Origin of the sequence: Afipia sp. GAS231 (assembly GCF_900103365.1) — a bacterium.
Lineage (GTDB): Bacteria > Pseudomonadota > Alphaproteobacteria > Rhizobiales > Xanthobacteraceae > Bradyrhizobium.
Map to the genome: position 1 here is coordinate 782,428 of NZ_LT629703.1, position 17,893 is coordinate 800,320.

Genomic DNA, 17,893 nt, shown 5'->3' on the forward strand with positions numbered 1-17,893 from the left:
GTTAGACCTCGCTGAAGTTGACGGTGCGGCAGGCGTTGCGGATGACGGCTGGTTGACATTCGGCGTACACCTGGACGCCGCGGCCACCATGCGACAACCTCATGAGCGAGAATGGGCCACGTCCATGATCGATCAGGAGCGCCGCAAACAGCACGAACAGATAAACGATAGAGAACACGAATAACCTGTGAGCCGGGCGGCGATCGGCCTCAACGCTCCTGTTCAGCTGGAGCGCGAACAGAAGGAAAAGTGCACCGCAGATCGCGACGATCGCGCCATACACCGTGCCTGCAAATCCCAGCACCCAGGGCAGCTCCGCCGCCAGAGCCAGCAGGCCGCTATAAATCCGGATCTGCCGCGTCGCTGCCGTCCTTCCCGCCACCACCGGCAGCATGGGAACGCCGGCGCGGGCATAATCGTCGGTACGATTGAGCGCGAGAGCCCAGAAATGCGGCGGCGTCCAAAGGAAGATGATGAGGAACAGCGTAAGCGACTCAAGCCCGACGTTTCCGGTCGCCGCAGCCCAGCCGATCACGGGCGGCAGCGCTCCGGCAGCACCGCCGATGACGATGTTCTGTGGCGTAGCCCGCTTCAGCCACGCCGTGTAGACGACAATATAAAAGAGGATGGTGCCGGCCAACAGTCCGGCCGCCGTGAGATTCGTCGCCAGCGCAAGACCCACCACAGCGAACCCGGCCAGAACGAGGCCAAAGACAAGTGCCTCGAACCGGGAGATTTTGCCGCGGGGAATTGGCCGCATCGCAGTGCGGCTCATGACCGCATCGATATCGGCATCGTACCACATGTTGAGCACGCCGGCGGCTCCAGCTCCCGCGGCGATGGCAAGAACTGCGACAACAGTCATTACCGGATCGAGCCGACCTGGAGCGCAGCTCATTCCAACGAGCGCGGTGAAGACCGCAAGCATCATCACACGAGGTTTCGTGAGGGTGACGAAATCGGATACACCCCGATCCCGAGCAAGCGGCCCGTCGGAATGAGACGATAAGGCGGCGCGAGCTCGTCTTTCCCCGAGCTGGCCCGCAATGGATTTGACGTTCATCCCGCTGCTCCAGATTCCCCGAAACGGATAGCCATCGTGTTCAGTTCGAATAGCGTGCATTCAATATGCATCCCCACCCTCGCCCGCGATTGAACGTGGCTGCTCGATTGGGGCCAATCATGCTCTAAAACCGTCGGCCGACTAGTTCAGCTCCAACGACACGGGTCGCGATCGCACGATTTGGGATCGTTCGAGCACGTTTCAACAAGCGCGCTGCGCCAGCTCTTCCTAAAGCAGATCCTCGTTCGTATATCCGCAATGCGCCGCTTCCCAACCCTGATAGACGAGGGCTGTTGCGTTTTCCTGGAAGCGCCGCCTTGCCTAACGGAGAATTCTCGATGAAGACGCCCTCGCTCTGGATCATTGCAGCCGCCTGCTTTGTTGCCCCGGCATCCGTGGCACACGCCCGTTCAGCCTATGATGGCTCCTGGGATCTCAACTTCGTGACCCAAACGGGCACCTGCGATCCCGCCTATAATTTCACCGTCAATATTTCCGACGGCGTTGTGACCCATCCCAATCTCGTAAAATTCAGGGGATATGTCGCGAGGTCCGGCTCCGTCCGTGCGTCGGTGACGGTTCAGGACAAATTTGCGTCCGGCACGGGTCGGCTTTCCGGAACTTCGGGTCGCGGAAGATGGAGCGGCTACGCGGGAAGCGCGCGATGCTCGGGCTATTGGACCGCGCAACGCAATTGATGAATTTTGAATGGCCGTGACGTCGGGCTGATCCTCCGCATGTTGCTCGATGGCGTAATGCTCTCCTCCGCATGATGAGGCACGATCGTTCAACGCGCCGCAGCGCGGTCCAAGAACAGCCCGAGGCCCCGCTGTACCAATACCGATCGGGCGGTTGGCCCCAGAGAGCGTCGGTGCATCCATGACCACAGTCCTGACCAAATCGTTTCCGCAAGAATCGCTCCCGGTACCAACGGCGGTCCCGGGCAAGAAACGCGTCTTGATCGTCGGCGGCGGTTTCGCCGGCATCGCGGCCGCACGGGCGCTCAAGCGGGCCGATGTCGAAATCACGCTGATCGACCGGCGCAATCATCATATCTTTCAGCCACTGCTGTATCAGGTCGCCACCGCCGTTTTGTCGCCCGCCGAAATCGCGGCGCCGATCCGTCAGCTCGAGGCAAAACAGAAGAACCTCAGCGTGTTGCTGGCCGAGGTTAAGGGCATCAATCTCGGAGCCCGTACCATCGAGATCAGTAGCCCAGGCATTGGCAGCCAGAAACGCGAATACGACTTCCTGGTGATCGCCACCGGAATGCGTCCGAGCTATTTCGGCCATGACGAGTTCGCGCAGTTCGCGCCGGGCCTCAAGAGCCTCAACGACGCTGAAACGATCCGGACCAGGATCCTGGGTGCGTTCGAATTGGCTGAATCGACCGATGACGAGAAGGAACGCGCCCGCCAAATGACCTTCGTGCTCGTGGGAGGTGGCCCGACCGGCGTCGAGCTTGCCGCTTCGATCGCTCAACTGGTCGCGGTGACCCTGCACAACAATTTCCGCAGGATCGACCCCGCCAAGAGCCGGATTTTGTTACTCGACGGCGGCGCCCGTATTCTTCCGACTTTTGCAGAGAAGCTCTCACAAAAAGCAGCCAAGCGACTAACCAAACTCGGCGTCGAGGTTTCGACCGGCGTCAAGGTCGAGAAGGTTGACGACCAGGGCGTGGTCGCGGCAGGCGTCCGGATTCCCAGCGCCACGGTGCTTTGGACAGCGGGCGTCAGCGCCTCGCCGGTGGTGAAAATGCTGGGCACGCAGACGGACCGCGCCGGGCGCGCTTTCGTGGGTGCCTTCATGGACATTCCCGAAGCCCCCAACGTATTTGTGGCGGGCGACGCGGCCACGATAACCCAGGATGGTCACCCCGTCCCCGGCGTGGCGCAGGCAGCCATTCAACAGGGACGATTCGTCGGGCATGTCATCGCCAACCGTGTCAGAGGACGCAAGGACGGTCGGCCTTTTCGATACCGCGACAAAGGCAATATGGCGGTGGTCGGCAAGAATTTTGCTATCCTCGAGTCCAGTCATTTGCGAACCAGCGGCTTTGTGACCTGGCTGGTGTGGGCTGGGCTGCACGTGCTCGCGCTGCCGCAGCTTCAGAACCGGTTCCGCGTTCAAACGCAATGGTTCTGGTCTTATCTGTCCGGACAACGGAGCTCACGGCTGATTTCCGAAGGGCCGCGATCGTCCGCGTCATAGTAGTCAGGCCCGGTAGTCATCACTGCCGGCAGTTGGTTGGGGAACTGCAACCGTGGATGTCTCCATCATCTCCGCACTCGCCGCCCTCACCGGCGCAGCCGTCGGCGGCTTGACGAGCGGAATGGCAGCCTGGCTGAACCACCGAAGCCAGGTCCGGGTCGAGTGGGCTCTGCACGAGAAGAGCCGCCGGCAGACCCTTTACAGGGATTTCATCGAAGACGCCGCCAAATGCTACATCGATGCGCTCCAGCACGATAAAGCCGACATTCCTGGCCTGGTCAGCCTCTATGCGAAGCTGAGCGCAATGCGGGCGGTGTCCTCGAGGAAGGTGATTCAGTGCGCCGACGATGTCGTCCGAAAGATTCTGGACATCTATCTCGAACCGGACAAGAGCTTCGTCGAATTGCGCGAAATGGCCGTCGACGGCACGATCGATCTGTTGCGAGGCTTCAGCGAGGTGTGCCGCGACGAGTTCGAGCAAATGCGGCCAATACAATTTTAAAGTTTGCCCGCAGCTTCGATTCTGCGACCGGAGGGGCTGGCACCGGCGTTAAGAGCGATTCGTCTCGACCCAATTCGCGAACGCCTGCATGAAGTCCTGCAGGAATTTGCGGGTACCATCGTTGACGAGCTTGCCGTTTTCGTCGAACAGCTTGTCGGCATGTCCGAGATAGGCTTCGGGTTGCTGCATGGTCGGCACGTTCAGAAACACCAGCGACTGCCTCAGATGATGGTTGGCCCCGAAGGCCCCGATCGCGCTCGGCGAGCAGCTTGCAATCGCTCCGGGCTTGCGGTCCCAGACGCTGCTTCCATACGGCCTGGAGCCGACATCCAGCGCATTCTTGAGAGCGGCCGGCACCGACCGGTTGTACTCGGGCGTGACGAACAGCACCGCGTCGACGGCCTTGATGCGCTGCCGGAACGTGGTCCATTGCGCCGGCGACGAACCGCTTTCCAGATCCTGATTGAAAAACGGCAATTGCCCGATCTCGACGGTTTCGAGCTTCAGCGAAGCTGGCGCGAGCGACATCAGTGCATTCGCCAGCATCCCGTTGAGCGACGCCTTCCGCAGGCTTCCAACCAGCACGCACACATTCATCGGTTTATCCATGATTATGCGGTCGCCTGAGCTCTGACTGATCGCGTGAAGTCCGGCTTGCGCTTTTCCAGGAAAGCCGAGAACGCCTCTTTGGCGTCCTCGGAGCGGACTTGCACGCTGAACTCTTCGTTCTCGGCCTTCATCGCCGCCTTAAGCTGTTCACGGAATGGCTGCTTCATGAGCCTCTTGCTGGCCTGCAGCGCGGCCGCCGGCCTCGCTGCCAGCTTCCGCGCCGTCTCGGTCGCCCGCGTCAGCACGTCCTTGTCGGACACGACCTCGGTGACCAGCCCCAATTCCGCGGCGCGCTTGGCATCGAAGGGAGCTCCAAGCAAGATCAACTCCGCCGCACGGAGATGCCCGATCCGCGCCGGCACCGAGCAGCTCGATCCGAATTCCGGTACGAGACCGAGATTGATGAAGGGCATCTGGAATTTCGCGCCCTCGCCCGCGTAGATGAAGTCGCAGTGCGTCAGCATGGTGGTGCCGCCGCCGATCGCCGCGCCCTGGACCGCCACGACGATCGGTTTGTCGAAATTGACGAAGGCGTGCATGAGGCCGGCTTGCGGCGATTCGCCCGGCCCCGGAGGATTTTTGAGAAAGTCCTCGATATCGTTGCCCGCACAAAACGAGTCTCCCGCGCCGTGCCAAAGCACGACGCGCGTGTTCTCGGCGTTCGCCGCTTTGTTGAAAATGTCGGCGAGAGCCACGTACATGGCCGACGTCATCGCATTCCGCTTGATCGGGCGGTTGAACTGGACCCGCAGGATGCTTCCCGCATGTTCGGTAACGATCTCATCCATGGTCGAACTCCCGGTCCGTTTGGTGAATTTCACGGCAAATCGAGGTTCAGGGCGGCTCCCGCCGCCTCGACAATGTTAGGCCGCGTGTTCTCTTGGTTTCGGAACGGCCCCGCTCGCGCGCAGACCATCGATTTCGGTCGCACTGAATCCGAGCTGCCGGAGCACCTCGTCGTTGTGTTCTCCAATCTTCGGGGCGCGCCTGGCGGGGACTTTGGCGACGCCATGCACCTGAAGCGGGCTCGAGATGGTAGACGTCAGCTTGCCGCCGGCGCCGCTGAGCGGAACGATGATGTCGTTGGCCTGAAGTTGAGGATCCTTGATCACTTCCTGCGGCCCACGCACGGCGCCGAACGTCACGTGGACGCCGTTGAAGACCTCATACCAATGCCCCATCGGCTCGCCACAGAAGGTCTCGTCGAGGATCGCCGTGAGCTGCGGCATATTCGCCATCAGCTTCGCCGGATCGGAAAAGCGCGGATCGGTCAGAAGATCGGGCCGACCGATGGCTTTTGCCACGGCTGCAACCTTGTCCGGCGTTATGATGAGAACGAACCAGGTGTCATCCTTGGCGCGATAGACATTCATCGCCGCATTGGCGGGGTGCATGCGATCGTGCAGCCCGAAGAATTTTGCCTCGCACAGCGCCGCCTGGATCGAGACGCTGGCGGACCACACGCCCTCCGCGAGAAGCGAGGTCGTGACATGCGCTCCCTCCCCGGTGCGCTCACGCCGATAGAGCGCGGTGACGATCGCCGAATAAAGCCCAACGGCGGTGGCATTATCGCCGCTGCCGGCCACCGGCCAAGTTGGCGGTGCGCCGGCATCGCGCGTCATCGACAGCAGACCGCTGCGTGCCCAATACGACGTGATATCGAAGCCCGGCAGATCCGCATCCGGTCCCTTGTCGCCGAAGCCCGTGATGTCGGCATAGATCAATCGCGGGTTCCACGGCAGCACGTCCTCGTAATTGAGCTTCAGCCGCGCGCGCGCCGGATGCGGCGTATTGACGATGAGCACGTCGGCCCATTTGACCAGCTTTTCGAGAACCGCATGGGCGCTCGGTGACTTCAGATCGAGCGCGATACCCCGCTTGTTGCGGTTGGCGAGGTGCCAGGGATAAGGATCCTCGGCGACTGGCTGCGGCGGCATGTTGTGCGCGTGTCGCCAGAGCTCGCCGCTCGGCGGCTCCACCTTGATAACGTCGGCGCCGAAATCCGACAGGATCACCGCGGCGCTGGGGCCGGCGATAAAGCTCGCCAGATCCACCACTTTCAGTCCAGAGAAAATATTGTCGCTAGCCATGGCTGTCTCTTTCCAAGTGTGCGGACTGTTTCACCGTCCGTGGAACTTCGGTGCACGCTTCTCGAGAAAGGCAGAGGTGCCTTCCTTCTTGTCTTCCGTCGCCGCGCAGATGCCGAAATAGGACGCCTCGAGCGCAAATCCCTCGGCCTGGCTGGTGTCCATCCCCCTGTTGGCCGCCTCCAGCGAGAACTTCACGGCGATCGGCGCATTGGCCATGATCTGCTTCAGGATCGTTTCGGCGCGATCGATCAGGCTGGCTGCAGGAACGACTTCGTTGACGAGGCCGATGCGATAGGCCTCCTGCGCGGAAATCGTCTCGCCGGTGAGGATCAGCTGCAACGCACGACCCTTGCCGACCAGGCGCGGCAGGCGCTGCGTACCGCCACCGCCTGGCAACAGCCCGAGTTTCACCTCGGGCTGCCCGAATTTGGCATGCTCGACGGCGATCCGGATCGTGCAAGCCATCGCCGTCTCGCAGCCGCCGCCAAGCGCAAAGCCATTGATGGCTGCGATCACCGGCTTGCCGAGATTTTCGACCAGATCGAGCACGCCCTGCCCGAACCGGCTAGACTCCTCCGCGTCATAGGCGTCGACATTCGCAAGTTCGGAGATATCGGCGCCGGCGATGAAGGCCTTGTCGCCCGCGCCGGTAAGAATCACGCCGTGCACGGATGCGTCGACCCTTGCGTCCTCGAATGCGGCCTTCAAATCGGTCCAGGTCGGCGTATTGAGCGCGTTGAGCACCTTGGGCCGATTGACCGTCACATAGGCGATCGAACCGTTTTTCTCGTACAGGACATTCGCGAGCGCCAATGCCGCCCTGGGCGAGGAGCCGGGTACGGTTGCAGGCGAAGGGGTGAGCGGTGCAGCTTGCGAAGCCATAATCATATCTCCTGGATTGAGAGAGCAGCCGACGCCGAAGCGCCGGCGCCGCCGGGATGTCAGATGAAGGCGCCGTGACCGGTGATGGCCTTGCCGACGATCAGATTCTGCATCTGATAGGTGCCTTCGTAGGAGTACAGCGCCTCGGCATCGGCGAAGAAGCGCGCGACATTGTAGTCGGCGACGATGCCGTTACCGCCCAGGACCTCACGTCCCCATGAGACGGTCTCGCGCGATTTCGCCGTGCAGAACGCCTTCGCCAGCGCTGCATGATGGTCGCCGAGCTTGCCTTCGTCATCGAGCGTCGCCAGCCGGAGCATCAGGCACTGGCACGCGGTCAGATTGGCCAGCATCTTGGCGAGCAGATCCTGGATCATCTGGAACGAAGCGATCGGCTTGCCGAATTGCAGCCGCTCCTGCGCGTACTTGACGGTTGCTTCGAACGCGCCCATCTGGATGCCGGTCGAGGCCCAACCCACCATGTATCGCGTCATCCGCAGCACGCGCGCAGTATCGCGGAACGAGTTGCCGCCCTGCAGGCGGTTCGCTTCCGGCACCCGCACATCCTTCAGCGTGATCTGGCCGTTCTGGACCACCTTGAGCGCAATCTTGTGCTCGATCTTCTCGACGCTGAAGCCGGGCGTCGACTTGTTCTCGACGATGAATCCCTTCACCTGATTGTCGGCAAGGTCGCGCGCCCAGATGATGGAAATGTCGCACCACGGCGCATTGCCGATCCACCGCTTCTGGCCATTGAGAATCCAGGTATCGCCTTCACGCTTGGCCGTGGTGGTCAGACCGCCGCTGGTTCCCGAACCGACCAGCGGCTCGGTCAAGCCGAAGCAACCGATCTTTTCCCAGCGCGCCATCGGCGGCAGCCATTTCTGCTTCTGCTCCTCCGATCCATCGAGATAGATCGAGCCCATGGCCAGGCCGCTGTGGACGCCGAAAAAGGTGCAGAACGATGCGTCGGTACGCGCCAATTCCATCGCGACGAAGCCGAACAGTTTTTGGCTACCGCCCGCGCAGCCATAACCCTCAAAACCGAGTCCGCCGAGGCCAAGCTCCTTGAACGAAGGCAGCAATTCGAACGGAAACGCATCCTCGGACCAGTACTTGTTGATGACCGGCTGGACCTTGGTCTCCATGTAGGTCCGTACCTTTTTGACGAGCGCTCTCTCCTCAGGAGTGAGCAGGTCGACCAACTGATAGAAGTCGCCGTTGGGTACGGGCGCCGGCTTCGGTGCGGCGGCCTTGCTGGCTGCGGTTGCAGTGGGCATTTTGAGACTCCTTTGGCTACGGCTTCAACGCCGGAACAATTGCAGGACGTGTCGGATGTGTGATTGGTCGCGCCCGGTCTCAGGCGACCGACTTCGCTGATTTCGCCTCGCTCGACCTGGCAACCTTGTTGCGCAGCTCGATCAGGCCGAGCAGGACTTCGTCGCGCTCGGCCTCCAGCTCCGCGATGGTGCGCGATCCAGCCTCGGCGTGGACGCTGTCGATGAGCGTCTTTTGCACTTCCGGCGTCAGCACCGGCGAGCCGAGGGTCTTCCACCAGGCCGTCATCGGGCCGGTGAACTGCTGGAAGAAGTGCTCGATGCCGCCCGGACCGCCGCCGAGGTGGTTGAGCATCAGGCCGCCCATCACGCCCCAGCGCAGGCCCGGGCCCCAGGAGAGAGCGGTGTCGACATCGGCGGCGCTCACCACACCCTCGGCGACCAGGTAATAGATCTCACGGCTCAGCGCTGCCTGCAGCCGATTGGCGACATGCCCCGGCATTTCCTTGTTGACGCGCACCGTCCGTTGCCCGATCGAGGTGTAAAATTCATCCGCGCGCTGGATCGTCGCTTGCGAGGTCTTGGCTCCGCCGACGATCTCGACCAGCGGGATCAGGTGCGGCGGGTTGAACGGATGACCAATGACGCAGCGCTCCGGGTGGGACGCGGCGCCCTTCTGGATTTCGCTCATCGTGAGCCCCGACGAGCTCGACGCGATGATCACGTCGGGCGGCAGCAGCTCGTCGAGCTGCCCATAGAGCTTCTGCTTGAAATCGATCCGCTCGGGCCCGTTCTCCTGGACGAGGTCGGCACCGTTGAGCGCCTTCGCGAGGTCGGGCGTAAACGTCAGGTTCGACTGCGACGCGCCCGGTGAGAGGCCCAGCCGCTTGAGCGCAGGCCAGGCGGTCTCGACGAACTTCCTCAGCGCGGCTTCCGCGTTCGGCGCGGGGTCCGTCGCGACCACCTGCAGTCCCTTGGCGAGATACAGCGAGCTCCAGCTCGCGCCGATCACGCCGGTGCCGATGATTGCGATGCGCCGAATAGGTTTGGTCTCGGTCATGTGATTTCTCCGAAGCGTTGGTCAGATTTCGGCGTAGGCGATGCCGGTGAGGTTGCCCTGCGCGAAAAGGAAATTTCGTTCGCCGGATCCATCGAGCCGCGCGAAATAGACCGAGCCGGCGAAATCGGTCACGAACATGCGATCGTTCGGAACGTCGAGCGCGATACCGATCCCCTCCATCAGATGGGTCACCACGATCTCCGGCTCGGCGGGCTTGTTGTCGATCGAGGCCCGGTTCACCGTGTTGCCACGCGGCGGGTCGCCGCGGTCGGTCCAGTAGAGAATGCGGTTCTCGAGGTCGAGCTCGAGATCGATCGGCTCCGGCAGGCCGTCGTAGAAGATCTCGATGTCGGTCCGGGTCGCCGCGGTTTGGCCAGCGGGAATTTCGAGATTGGCGCGGAACAGGCGACCGAGCCCGGCATTATCAGGACCTTTTTGCGTCCAGTAGAGATGTCCGAGTTTCGGGTCGATCGTCAGTCCGACGCACCACCGGGTCTGATCCCGGCTATCGGCTTCACCGCGGCCGGCGACGATGAGCGTCTCCAGCTGCGAGCCGTCGAGATTGCAGCGCATGACGCGCATGCCCTCGCGGTCGCACCAATAAAGCTTGCCGGCCTTCTTATCGAGAATGATCTGCTTCGGAGTGTGGGTTTTTCCCTGCGGGACGATCACCTTGCGGTTCTTGCCATCGATGTCGGCACGCTCGATGGTCCCGTCGTCCAGACTTGGGATGCCCATGTTGGTCCAGTAGATATGGCCCGCCTCGACATCCACGACGATGCCGTCGGGCAAGTGGCAATCCGACACGATGGTCTTGCGGTCGGAACCATCCGTATTCATGGAGTGAATGCGGCCGGCGTTGAGCTCAAGGACAAACAGACGAGCGGCGACGGCGCTGGCGACGGCGGTTCGATTGTTCTTGACGGCTTCGGACATGTGGCACCCGTATGACGGACTGACGCACAATTGGTCAGCGCTTGACCACGACAGTGCCGCGAATACGCGCCGCGATATTGAATGAGACGATCATCGCTGGAATGGTTGTGCTGCTTCTTCGATAGCCTGCGACGCCGATCACCTCCTGCCCCGCGCTTGCACATTGCGGACGCGGCGGATATCTTTTCTTGGCCTGCGATCGGTTCATTGAGGGGCTTTGCGGCATGCAAGCCGCGTTCGACTCGCTCTGACCGCGCCTTCCGTACCGTTTGTTTGCCGGCGCGGAATTGAGCGCACGAACATGCAAGTCGTAGCGCGTCCGGACAAGCGACGAAGTTTTTGCGCTGGCTAAGTCACGGTGCCGCAGTGTCAGACGAGGCGAATGGAAGTCCGGCGAGGCCTGACAACCAAGACGGTCATGAACCAAGTGGAGACTGGCATGGACACGCCGACCTCTGGCGACGACATCCAAATTACACCCCACGCTCCGCCTGACGGACAGGACAAGGACGTCCGCGCGGCGACCCGTGCCCCTTCCATTATCGTCGGTGTCGTTGCAGCTATCGTTGTAGCGTTATCGCTCTTCTATCTGTTGCGGCCGGTACCGCTGCTCGTACAGGGCGAGGCCGATGCCACGCGGCTCGACATCGCCGCGCGCGTCGACGGCCGGGTCAAGGAAATCCCCGTCAACCGCGGCCAGAACGTTCCCGCAGGCGCGGTGCTCGTACAGATCGATAATCCGGAGACGCTGGCCAAACACGAGCAGATGAAGGCGGCGATGGCTGTCGCCGAGGCACAGCTCGCCAACGTACTGGTCGGAACGCGGGCGGAAGTCATCGCGGCGCGGAAGGCGGAGCTGGAGCGCGCCCAGGCAGCGCTGGTGCTGGCGCAGAAGACCTTCGATCGAACCAATACATTGACCGGGCAAGGCAACGCGCCGCAATCCCGTCTCGACCAGATGACGGATGCGCTGCACGAAAGCGAACGCGCGGTTGATCAGGCCAAATCGGCTTACGACCAGGCCGTCAACGGCTACACAAAAGAAGAGCGGGCGATTGCCCGGACCAACGTCGAAAAGGCCAATGCCGATATCCAGAGCGTTCAATCGATCATCGATCAGCTCCAGGTCTATGCTCCCGTGGCCTCGCAGGTCTATCAGCGCAACGTCGAGCCCGGCGAGTATGTATCGCCGGGGGTACCGCTCGTTACCCTGATCGATCTGGCCGACGTCTGGATTCATTTCGATCTGCGCGAGGATCTCGTCAAGGGATTAAAGGTCGGCGATCGGTTCGATGTCCGCATTCCTGCCCTCGCCGACCGCCGCGTCACGGTCGAGGTCAAGCTGGTTGCGACCAAGGGCGAATATGCGAGCTGGCGGGCCACGCGCGCCACCGGCGACTTCGACTTGCGGACGTTTTCGATCCGCGCCTATCCGGTCCAGCCGGTGCCGGAGTTGCGACCGGGGATGAGCGCCTATCTCGACTGGCGGTCACGGCAATGAGGCCGGCGTCGAAGCCCGGATTCTGGCGGGTCGCGCAGCGCGAGTGCCACTGGCTGTTTCACGATCGTGTCGCGCTGCTTTTGATCTTCGGCGTGCCGCTGTTTGCGTTCGTGGTTCTCACCACCGTTTTCAGCCATCCGGTGATACGGGGGCTCGGGGTGACTGTTGTCGACGAGGACAACTCGGACGCTTCGCGGGCCCTGGTGGAATACGTCGCGGCCTCGCCGAGTCTCGCGATCGTCGACCGCTCCGGTACGCTGTCGACGGCCGTGCAGGACATACGGTCAGGCAAGGCGATTTCGGCAATCCATATCCCGCCGGATTTCGAGCGCGACCTGAAGGCCCAACGACGCCCGCAGGTCGTCGGCTTCTATAACCAGCAGTTCCTGACGGCGGCCGGCATTGCGTCCTCGGGCCTGAGCGATGCGCTTTCCGCCGCGGCGGCGGTAGCTGCCCCCGCCAGGCGCACCGCCCCCGCACCGGCTTCCATCGGAACGCTCGCCACCGAGACCATCGCGCTCGTCAATCCGCAAAAGAACTATGCGCAGTTCCTGCTCCGTGCCCTGCTGCCGACGATCATCCATGTGGTGATCACCCTCGCCGCGGGCTATTCCGTCGGCTCGGAATTCCGCCGTCGCAACGCGCGGGACTGGCTCGAAAGCGCCGGCGGCGATCCGGTCGCAGCCCTGGCCGGCAAGCTCGCGCCGCTGTTCTGCATCTTCCTCCTGATCATGTTGGCCGAGCCGCTGTTCCTGGAGGGCGTGCTGCAAATCCCCTTCCGGGGGGACTTGCCGTTGATGATCGCCGCCGGCTCCCTCCTGATCATTGCCTATTTGTCGGTGGGCGCCTTGCTGCAGCTTTTGGCCGGCGACCTGGCGACGGGGCTCGGACTTGCGGGCCTGTTTGCCTCACCGGCATTCGGCTACGCCGGCGTCGGCTTTCCCACGGTCGGCATGAATGCCTTTGCGCAAGTCTGGAGCACGATCCTGCCGCTGCGCTGGTACATGTCCGTCTTGCTGGGACAAGCGGCGCGGGGATTGCCGGTCTCGGAAGCCGCGGTTCCGTTCGCGGCGCTCGCCGGCCTGGCACTGCTCTTTGGCGGCCTTGCCTTGCTGCGCATGGCGAGCCTCAAGCGCAGGGGCTGGTTTGAGATGGCACGACCTGCCGAGCAACCCGAGATCGGCCGCGCGCCGCGAGGCATCGGCGGCGCCTTCACGGCGGAGTGGCGGCGCGTGCTCGGAACCCGAAGCGCCTTCAGCGTGCTGTTCCTGGCTCCCCTGGTTTACGGCATCTATTATCCGCAACCCTATCTGAACCAGATTCTTCGCAAGCTTCCGATCGCGGTCGTCGACAATGATCTCAGCGATCTCAGCCGCCAGATCGTCGAGACGCTGGATGCGAGTGGCGCATTGAACGTTGCAGTTCGCGTCCGCACGCTTGCCGAGGCGCGCACCGCGATCGATCGCGGCAAGGCCTTTGCCGCCGTCGAAATCCCCGCAGGCACCGAGCGCGACGTGCTCAAGGGCATCACCGCCCACATCCCGGTCTACGCCGATGCCACCTACCTCTTCATGTTCAGGTCGAACGCAAGCGGGGTAGCGACGGCGGTGGGAGCCTTGACATCCGAACTCGTTTCGCGAGGCGCGCGCTCCGACGGCAGCCTCGTCAAGGCGAAATTGGCGAGTCAGAGCCCGGCCGACGTTCTGCTGCAGCCGATCTTCAACCCGGTGGGAGGTTATGCGAGCTACGTCGTTCCGGCGGCGTTTGTGCTGATCCTGCAGCAAACGCTGCTGATCGGGGCGGCAATGCTGACCGGCGCCGCGTTGGCAGGCGCCGGCGGAGCGTTCACCGGCGTGCTCGGCCGGGGCATCGCCCATCTGACCATCTACCTTCCGGCGCTCGCGCTTTATCTCATCGTGCTGCCGCGGATCTACGGCTTTTCGACGCTCGGGCATCTTCCACAGATCTTCGCGCTCGCGACCGTCTTTTTGCTGGCGACGAGTTTCATGGGACAGGCCATCGGGGCCTGGTTCACCCGGCCCGAAAACGCCACCCTCCTCCTGCTTGCCACCAGCCTGCCCCAGTTCTTCACCGCCGGCTTCGCATGGCCGCGCGAAGCCATCCCCGACGCGGCCATTGCGCTCGGTCGAATGTTCCCCGCCGACTCCGCGATCGACGGGCTCGTGCGCGTCAACCAGCTCGGTGCCAGCATCTGGGAGGTCGGGCATGACTGGCTCGCGCTGTGGTGTCTGGCGCTCGGCTATTTCGCCCTCGCGGTGATCTCGGCAGTTGCCGTCAAGAGAGGAGCGGAACATGCGCAAGGCTAGCCGCGCTGCCATCGTTGCGATCGCGCTCGTGCTTGTCGCGGGTGTTCTGATCGGCTACGAGCGTCGTTCCGGATCGGCGGTCACCATCGTTGGCGTCGTGCGGGCGACCGAAGTCAGGGTAGAGCCGGAGGTGAATGGCCAACTCATGTCGATCGCCGTCGGAAAAGGCGCGCTCGTCCACGCCGGCGATATCCTGGCGCGGCTCTCCGCGGTCGAGTTGACGGCACAGGCAGACCAGGCGCGGGCCGCGCTGGCCTCGGCAACCGCGAACCGCAACAACGTCTATGCCGGCGTTCGCCGCGAACAGGTCGATTCGCTGAAGGCTGCCATCGCCAAGGCAAGCGCCCGCCTCGACTATGTGCAAGCCCAGCTCACCCGGACCAGCACGCTGGCACGGCAGAACTTCGAGTCCCAACAGTCGCTCGACCAGGCCGAAAACGACGTTGCCAGCGCACGTGCCGACGTCGCGGAGGCCCAGGCGAATTACGATGCGGCAGTAGCAGGCCCGACGCGGGAGGAGCGCGCGATCGCCGACGCGCAGGTGCAGGCGGCGGCCGCAGCGGTCACCGTGCTCGAGCGCCGGCTTGACAAGATGGTCCTGCGTGCTCCGGCTGACGGTGTTGTCACCGTCGTCGCCGCGGAGGTGGGCGAGAACGTTCGCGCCGGCCAACCGATCCTGATGGTCGAAGCGGCGGGCAAGCAATGGCTCTCGTTCAATGTGCGCGAAGATCATCTCAACCGTCTCTCGATGGGAGAAGCGGCGAGCGTGATGCGCAACGGCGCCGCCGGCGCGATCAAAGCCGCCATCACCGAACTGCGGCCGCTCGGAACGTTCGCCACCTGGCAGGCCGAGCGGGTCATTGGCGATCATGACCGCAACACGCTTCGCTTGCGCCTCGACCCTGAAGGAGAGCCCGCAAGCCTTGAGCCGGGCATGACGGTCTGGATCGAGAACTAGCGGGGGCCGGCAAGCCTTCAACTTAACTTATCTCGTCGACCCGGTCCGGGTAGAAGGCGACGTAATCCTCGATCTGCGCCATCGCTTCAAATGGGGCCTCATAAGTCCACACCGCGTTGCGTGAGCGATCACCGCCGGCGGGAATGCTGTAGTAGGAAGCGTCGCCTTTGTAGGGGCAATACGAAGTGTGTTCGCTGCGCATAAGCGCGGCCATATCGACGTCCCGACGGGGAATATACTGAACGGGCGGATACGACGCCTCGCGAAGTGTCAACGCAGCGCTCGTGTCGGCGATGATTTTTCCGCCGACCTTGACCACGACGCGAGACGGGTTCGCTTCGATCGAAATCGGGTGGTCCGGCCCCGGAATCTTCACTGGTTTGTCAGTCATGACTTGTCTCCGTATTGGCAGGTGCAGTGGTCACTATCGCGCTCTTCCGAATGTGTGCTCATGGCGCCGTGGTTAGCGTCCGGCCATCTGAAGCGCGAACGGGAATGCCCTCGGGAGCTAGTGGCTCTTGCCGCCATCGACGTGGAGAACTTGGCCGGTGATGTAGGAGGCTCCCTCCGACGCAATGAATACGATCGCATTGGCAAGCTCTTCCGAGAGGCCGAGGCGGGCCATCGGAACGGTCGTCACCAGAGCTGCCTTGTTCTCCGGCGTGCCCGTGAAGCGGGTCAACATGCCGGTGTCGGTCGGACCGGGCGCCACGGCGTTCACGCGGATTCCCGACTTCGCGAGTTCGAGCGCCACCGACTTGGTAACGCCTTCGACGGCGTGCTTGCTTCCGACATAGATGGAGGCTCCCGCCGCGCCCTCGTGCCCATAGGTCGAGGAGATGTTGATGATGGTCCCGCTGCGTTGTTCCTGCATGACGCGTGCTTCGTGCTTCATGCTCAGGATCACGCCGAGAACGTTGGTGTCGAACGTCGCGGCATAGCTGTCCGCGGTCTGGTCTGTGATCGGGCCGGGTCGGCCTTCCGTGCCGGCATTGTTCACCGCGACATCGAGACGCCCGAAACGCTCGACCGTCCGGTCGACGAGACGGCGGACATCGTCTTCCTTGCGCACATCGGCTTCGACGAATTCGGCCTCGGTACCGAGCGAACGGAGCTCACGAACCAGCGCCTGGCCGGCATCCGGCTTTCGCCCGGAAACAACGACGCGATGGCCTGCTCTCGCAAATGAGACCGCCGTTGCGCGGCCTATGCCCGAGAGGGCCCCAGTGATCAGAACGACTGACGAGGACATGATTATCTCCTTGATAAAACGCGGTTTTGCCGCCCGGTCGTCTCCACCCGCCGAGTGAGGGAGAGCGGTCGATCGCGGCGTTGCCCCTAAGATGAGGGCTTCCCCGAGCTTTGAAAATTGGGCCATAATTCCAAACATATCGGACTAAATTGTCCGAAATGGAGGTTCGCGGATGGACAGGTTGGGATCGCTCAATGCCTTCGTCCGGGCGGCGGAAGCCCGAAGCTTCACGGTTGCAGGACGGCAACTTGGCGTGTCGTCGTCGGCGATCGGCAAAGCGGTGGCGCGGCTGGAGGAACGGCTCGATGTGCGCCTGCTTCATCGCAGCACGCGTAGCATCACGCTCACCGCGGACGGTGCCCGATTCCTCGAGCGCTGCCGGCGCATTTTTTCCGAGATCGAAGCGGCCGAACTTGAACTGTCGCAGACGCACGAGGCCCCGCGCGGCACGCTGCGTGTCGGCCTGCCATTGGCCGGCATGCTGATGATGCCGACCCTCGTCGCGTTCATGAAGGCCTATCCAGAGGTCACATTGGATCTCGATTTTAGCGATCGGATCGTCGATGTGATCGAGGAGGGTTTTGACGCCGTGGTGCGCTTCGCCGATGCCGGCGACTCGCGCTTGATGTCACGCGCTCTGGGCCTTTATCGCCGGCGCCTCGTGGCGGCGCCGACCTATCTGGCGGCCAAAGGTGCTCCCCTGACGCCTGATGACCTCAAGGCTCATGCCTGCCTGCACCACAGGTTTCCAACCAGCAGAAAGTTCGAGCAATGGCCCGTGCCGTCCGGACATCCCGGCATCGAGATTGAACTGCCGAAGACGGCCGTTGCCAGCACGCTCGAGCCGCTGATCCATATGGCCGAGCAAGGCCTGGGCATCGCCTACCTGCCGGACTTCGCCATACGCCGGCAACTTCGTGAAGGTCTGCTGGTCACTGTGCTCGACGATTACACCGATCGCTCCGGACCGCTTCGGATCCTGTGGCCGTCGAACCGGCATCTCGCTCCCAAGCTTAGGGCATTCGTGGACTTTCTCGCCGCGAACCTTGTCCCCTCCGTCGAAGGTGAAGCAGACAGCAGGACAAGTTCCTAGGAAGAGGTCGATCTCGATCGGCGCGGGCGAGCAATGTCGGCGTTGCCGCATCGGCGGCGACCGCCGACAAGAGGATTTTGCATTGGCCCCGGCTCCGCAGCCCCTTTGCGGCCATGAACTGACATTGATGTA

General features: G+C 62.8%; 18 protein-coding genes. 7 read left to right on the forward strand and 11 right to left on the reverse strand.

The annotated features are described in order from the left end of the window. Position 1: 1 nt before the first annotated feature. Positions 2–1,063, reverse strand: a complete 1,062-nt coding sequence (locus BLS26_RS03715) for a heme o synthase (RefSeq protein ID WP_092508542.1) — start codon at positions 1,061–1,063, stop codon at positions 2–4. A 338-nt stretch (positions 1,064–1,401) separates the two neighbouring features. On the opposite strand from BLS26_RS03715, the gene BLS26_RS03720 reads away from it, so the two are divergent. The 3 genes from BLS26_RS03720 (at position 1,402) to BLS26_RS03730 (ending at position 3,776) form a co-directional block, all read left to right on the forward strand. Then, on the forward strand, positions 1,402–1,761 hold the full coding sequence (locus tag BLS26_RS03720) for a hypothetical protein (RefSeq protein ID WP_092508544.1): 360 nt from the start codon (positions 1,402–1,404) through the stop codon (positions 1,759–1,761). 259 nt (positions 1,762–2,020) lie between these two features. After that, positions 2,021–3,274, forward strand: coding sequence for an NAD(P)/FAD-dependent oxidoreductase (locus BLS26_RS03725; protein WP_244541827.1), 1,254 nt, complete (start codon positions 2,021–2,023; stop codon positions 3,272–3,274). A 52-nt stretch (positions 3,275–3,326) separates the two neighbouring features. Then, positions 3,327–3,776, forward strand: a complete 450-nt coding sequence (locus BLS26_RS03730) for a hypothetical protein (RefSeq protein WP_092508549.1) — start codon at positions 3,327–3,329, stop codon at positions 3,774–3,776. A 48-nt stretch (positions 3,777–3,824) separates the two neighbouring features. Here the strand turns inward: BLS26_RS03730 and BLS26_RS03735 are convergent, their stop codons facing one another. From BLS26_RS03735 to BLS26_RS35485, 8 genes are all read right to left on the reverse strand, one after another. Continuing rightward, entirely contained in the window at positions 3,825–4,385 is a 561-nt protein-coding gene (locus tag BLS26_RS03735) for an NADPH-dependent FMN reductase (protein WP_092508551.1), read from the reverse strand. Positions 4,386–4,387: 2 nt separating this feature from the next. Then, positions 4,388–5,173 (reverse strand): enoyl-CoA hydratase, encoded by a 786-nt coding sequence (locus BLS26_RS03740; RefSeq protein WP_092508553.1) that lies wholly within the window; start codon positions 5,171–5,173, stop codon positions 4,388–4,390. A gap of 75 nt (positions 5,174–5,248) precedes the next feature. Further along, a complete protein-coding gene (locus BLS26_RS03745) occupies positions 5,249–6,475 on the reverse strand; it encodes a CaiB/BaiF CoA-transferase family protein (protein ID WP_092508555.1) in 1,227 nt (408 codons plus the stop codon). A gap of 30 nt (positions 6,476–6,505) precedes the next feature. Next, entirely contained in the window at positions 6,506–7,357 is an 852-nt protein-coding gene (locus tag BLS26_RS03750) for an enoyl-CoA hydratase-related protein (RefSeq protein ID WP_092508557.1), read from the reverse strand. 59 nt (positions 7,358–7,416) lie between these two features. Continuing rightward, complete coding sequence (locus tag BLS26_RS03755; protein ID WP_092508559.1) at positions 7,417–8,637, reverse strand: acyl-CoA dehydrogenase family protein; 1,221 nt, start codon at positions 8,635–8,637, stop codon at positions 7,417–7,419. Between the two features lie 79 nt (positions 8,638–8,716). Continuing rightward, the gene (locus tag BLS26_RS03760) at positions 8,717–9,694 is read right to left on the reverse strand and encodes a 3-hydroxyacyl-CoA dehydrogenase NAD-binding domain-containing protein (RefSeq protein WP_092508561.1); all 978 of its coding nucleotides are present in this window, start codon (positions 9,692–9,694) and stop codon (positions 8,717–8,719) included. Between the two features lie 21 nt (positions 9,695–9,715). Next, positions 9,716–10,630 (reverse strand): 3-hydroxyacyl-CoA dehydrogenase, encoded by a 915-nt coding sequence (locus BLS26_RS03765; RefSeq protein WP_092508563.1) that lies wholly within the window; start codon positions 10,628–10,630, stop codon positions 9,716–9,718. Between the two features lie 34 nt (positions 10,631–10,664). Beyond that, a complete protein-coding gene (locus tag BLS26_RS35485) occupies positions 10,665–10,838 on the reverse strand; it encodes a hypothetical protein (protein WP_157676279.1) in 174 nt (57 codons plus the stop codon). A gap of 231 nt (positions 10,839–11,069) precedes the next feature. On the opposite strand from BLS26_RS35485, the gene BLS26_RS03770 reads away from it, so the two are divergent. From BLS26_RS03770 to BLS26_RS03780, 3 genes are read left to right on the forward strand one after another with little or no spacing between them, the layout of a single operon-like run. Then, positions 11,070–12,131 carry an HlyD family secretion protein gene (locus tag BLS26_RS03770; protein WP_092508565.1) on the forward strand — a complete coding sequence of 354 codons (1,062 nt, stop codon included), beginning with the start codon at positions 11,070–11,072 and terminating at the stop codon, positions 12,129–12,131. Next, the gene (locus BLS26_RS03775; protein WP_092508567.1) at positions 12,128–14,458 is read left to right on the forward strand and encodes an ABC transporter permease; all 2,331 of its coding nucleotides are present in this window, start codon (positions 12,128–12,130) and stop codon (positions 14,456–14,458) included. Before BLS26_RS03770 ends, BLS26_RS03775 begins: the two co-directional genes overlap by 4 nt. Further along, on the forward strand, positions 14,445–15,416 hold the full coding sequence (locus BLS26_RS03780) for an HlyD family secretion protein (RefSeq protein ID WP_092508569.1): 972 nt from the start codon (positions 14,445–14,447) through the stop codon (positions 15,414–15,416). Before BLS26_RS03775 ends, BLS26_RS03780 begins: the two co-directional genes overlap by 14 nt. Before the next feature lie 22 nt (positions 15,417–15,438). On the opposite strand, the gene BLS26_RS03785 is transcribed toward BLS26_RS03780, so the two are convergent. Continuing rightward, entirely contained in the window at positions 15,439–15,807 is a 369-nt protein-coding gene (locus BLS26_RS03785; RefSeq protein ID WP_092508571.1) for a DUF427 domain-containing protein, read from the reverse strand. Between the two features lie 117 nt (positions 15,808–15,924). Then, entirely contained in the window at positions 15,925–16,668 is a 744-nt protein-coding gene (locus BLS26_RS03790; RefSeq protein ID WP_092508572.1) for an SDR family NAD(P)-dependent oxidoreductase, read from the reverse strand. Positions 16,669–16,840: 172 nt separating this feature from the next. On the opposite strand from BLS26_RS03790, the gene BLS26_RS03795 reads away from it, so the two are divergent. Continuing rightward, complete coding sequence (locus BLS26_RS03795; protein ID WP_092508574.1) at positions 16,841–17,761, forward strand: LysR family transcriptional regulator; 921 nt, start codon at positions 16,841–16,843, stop codon at positions 17,759–17,761. Positions 17,762–17,893 lie beyond the last annotated feature (132 nt).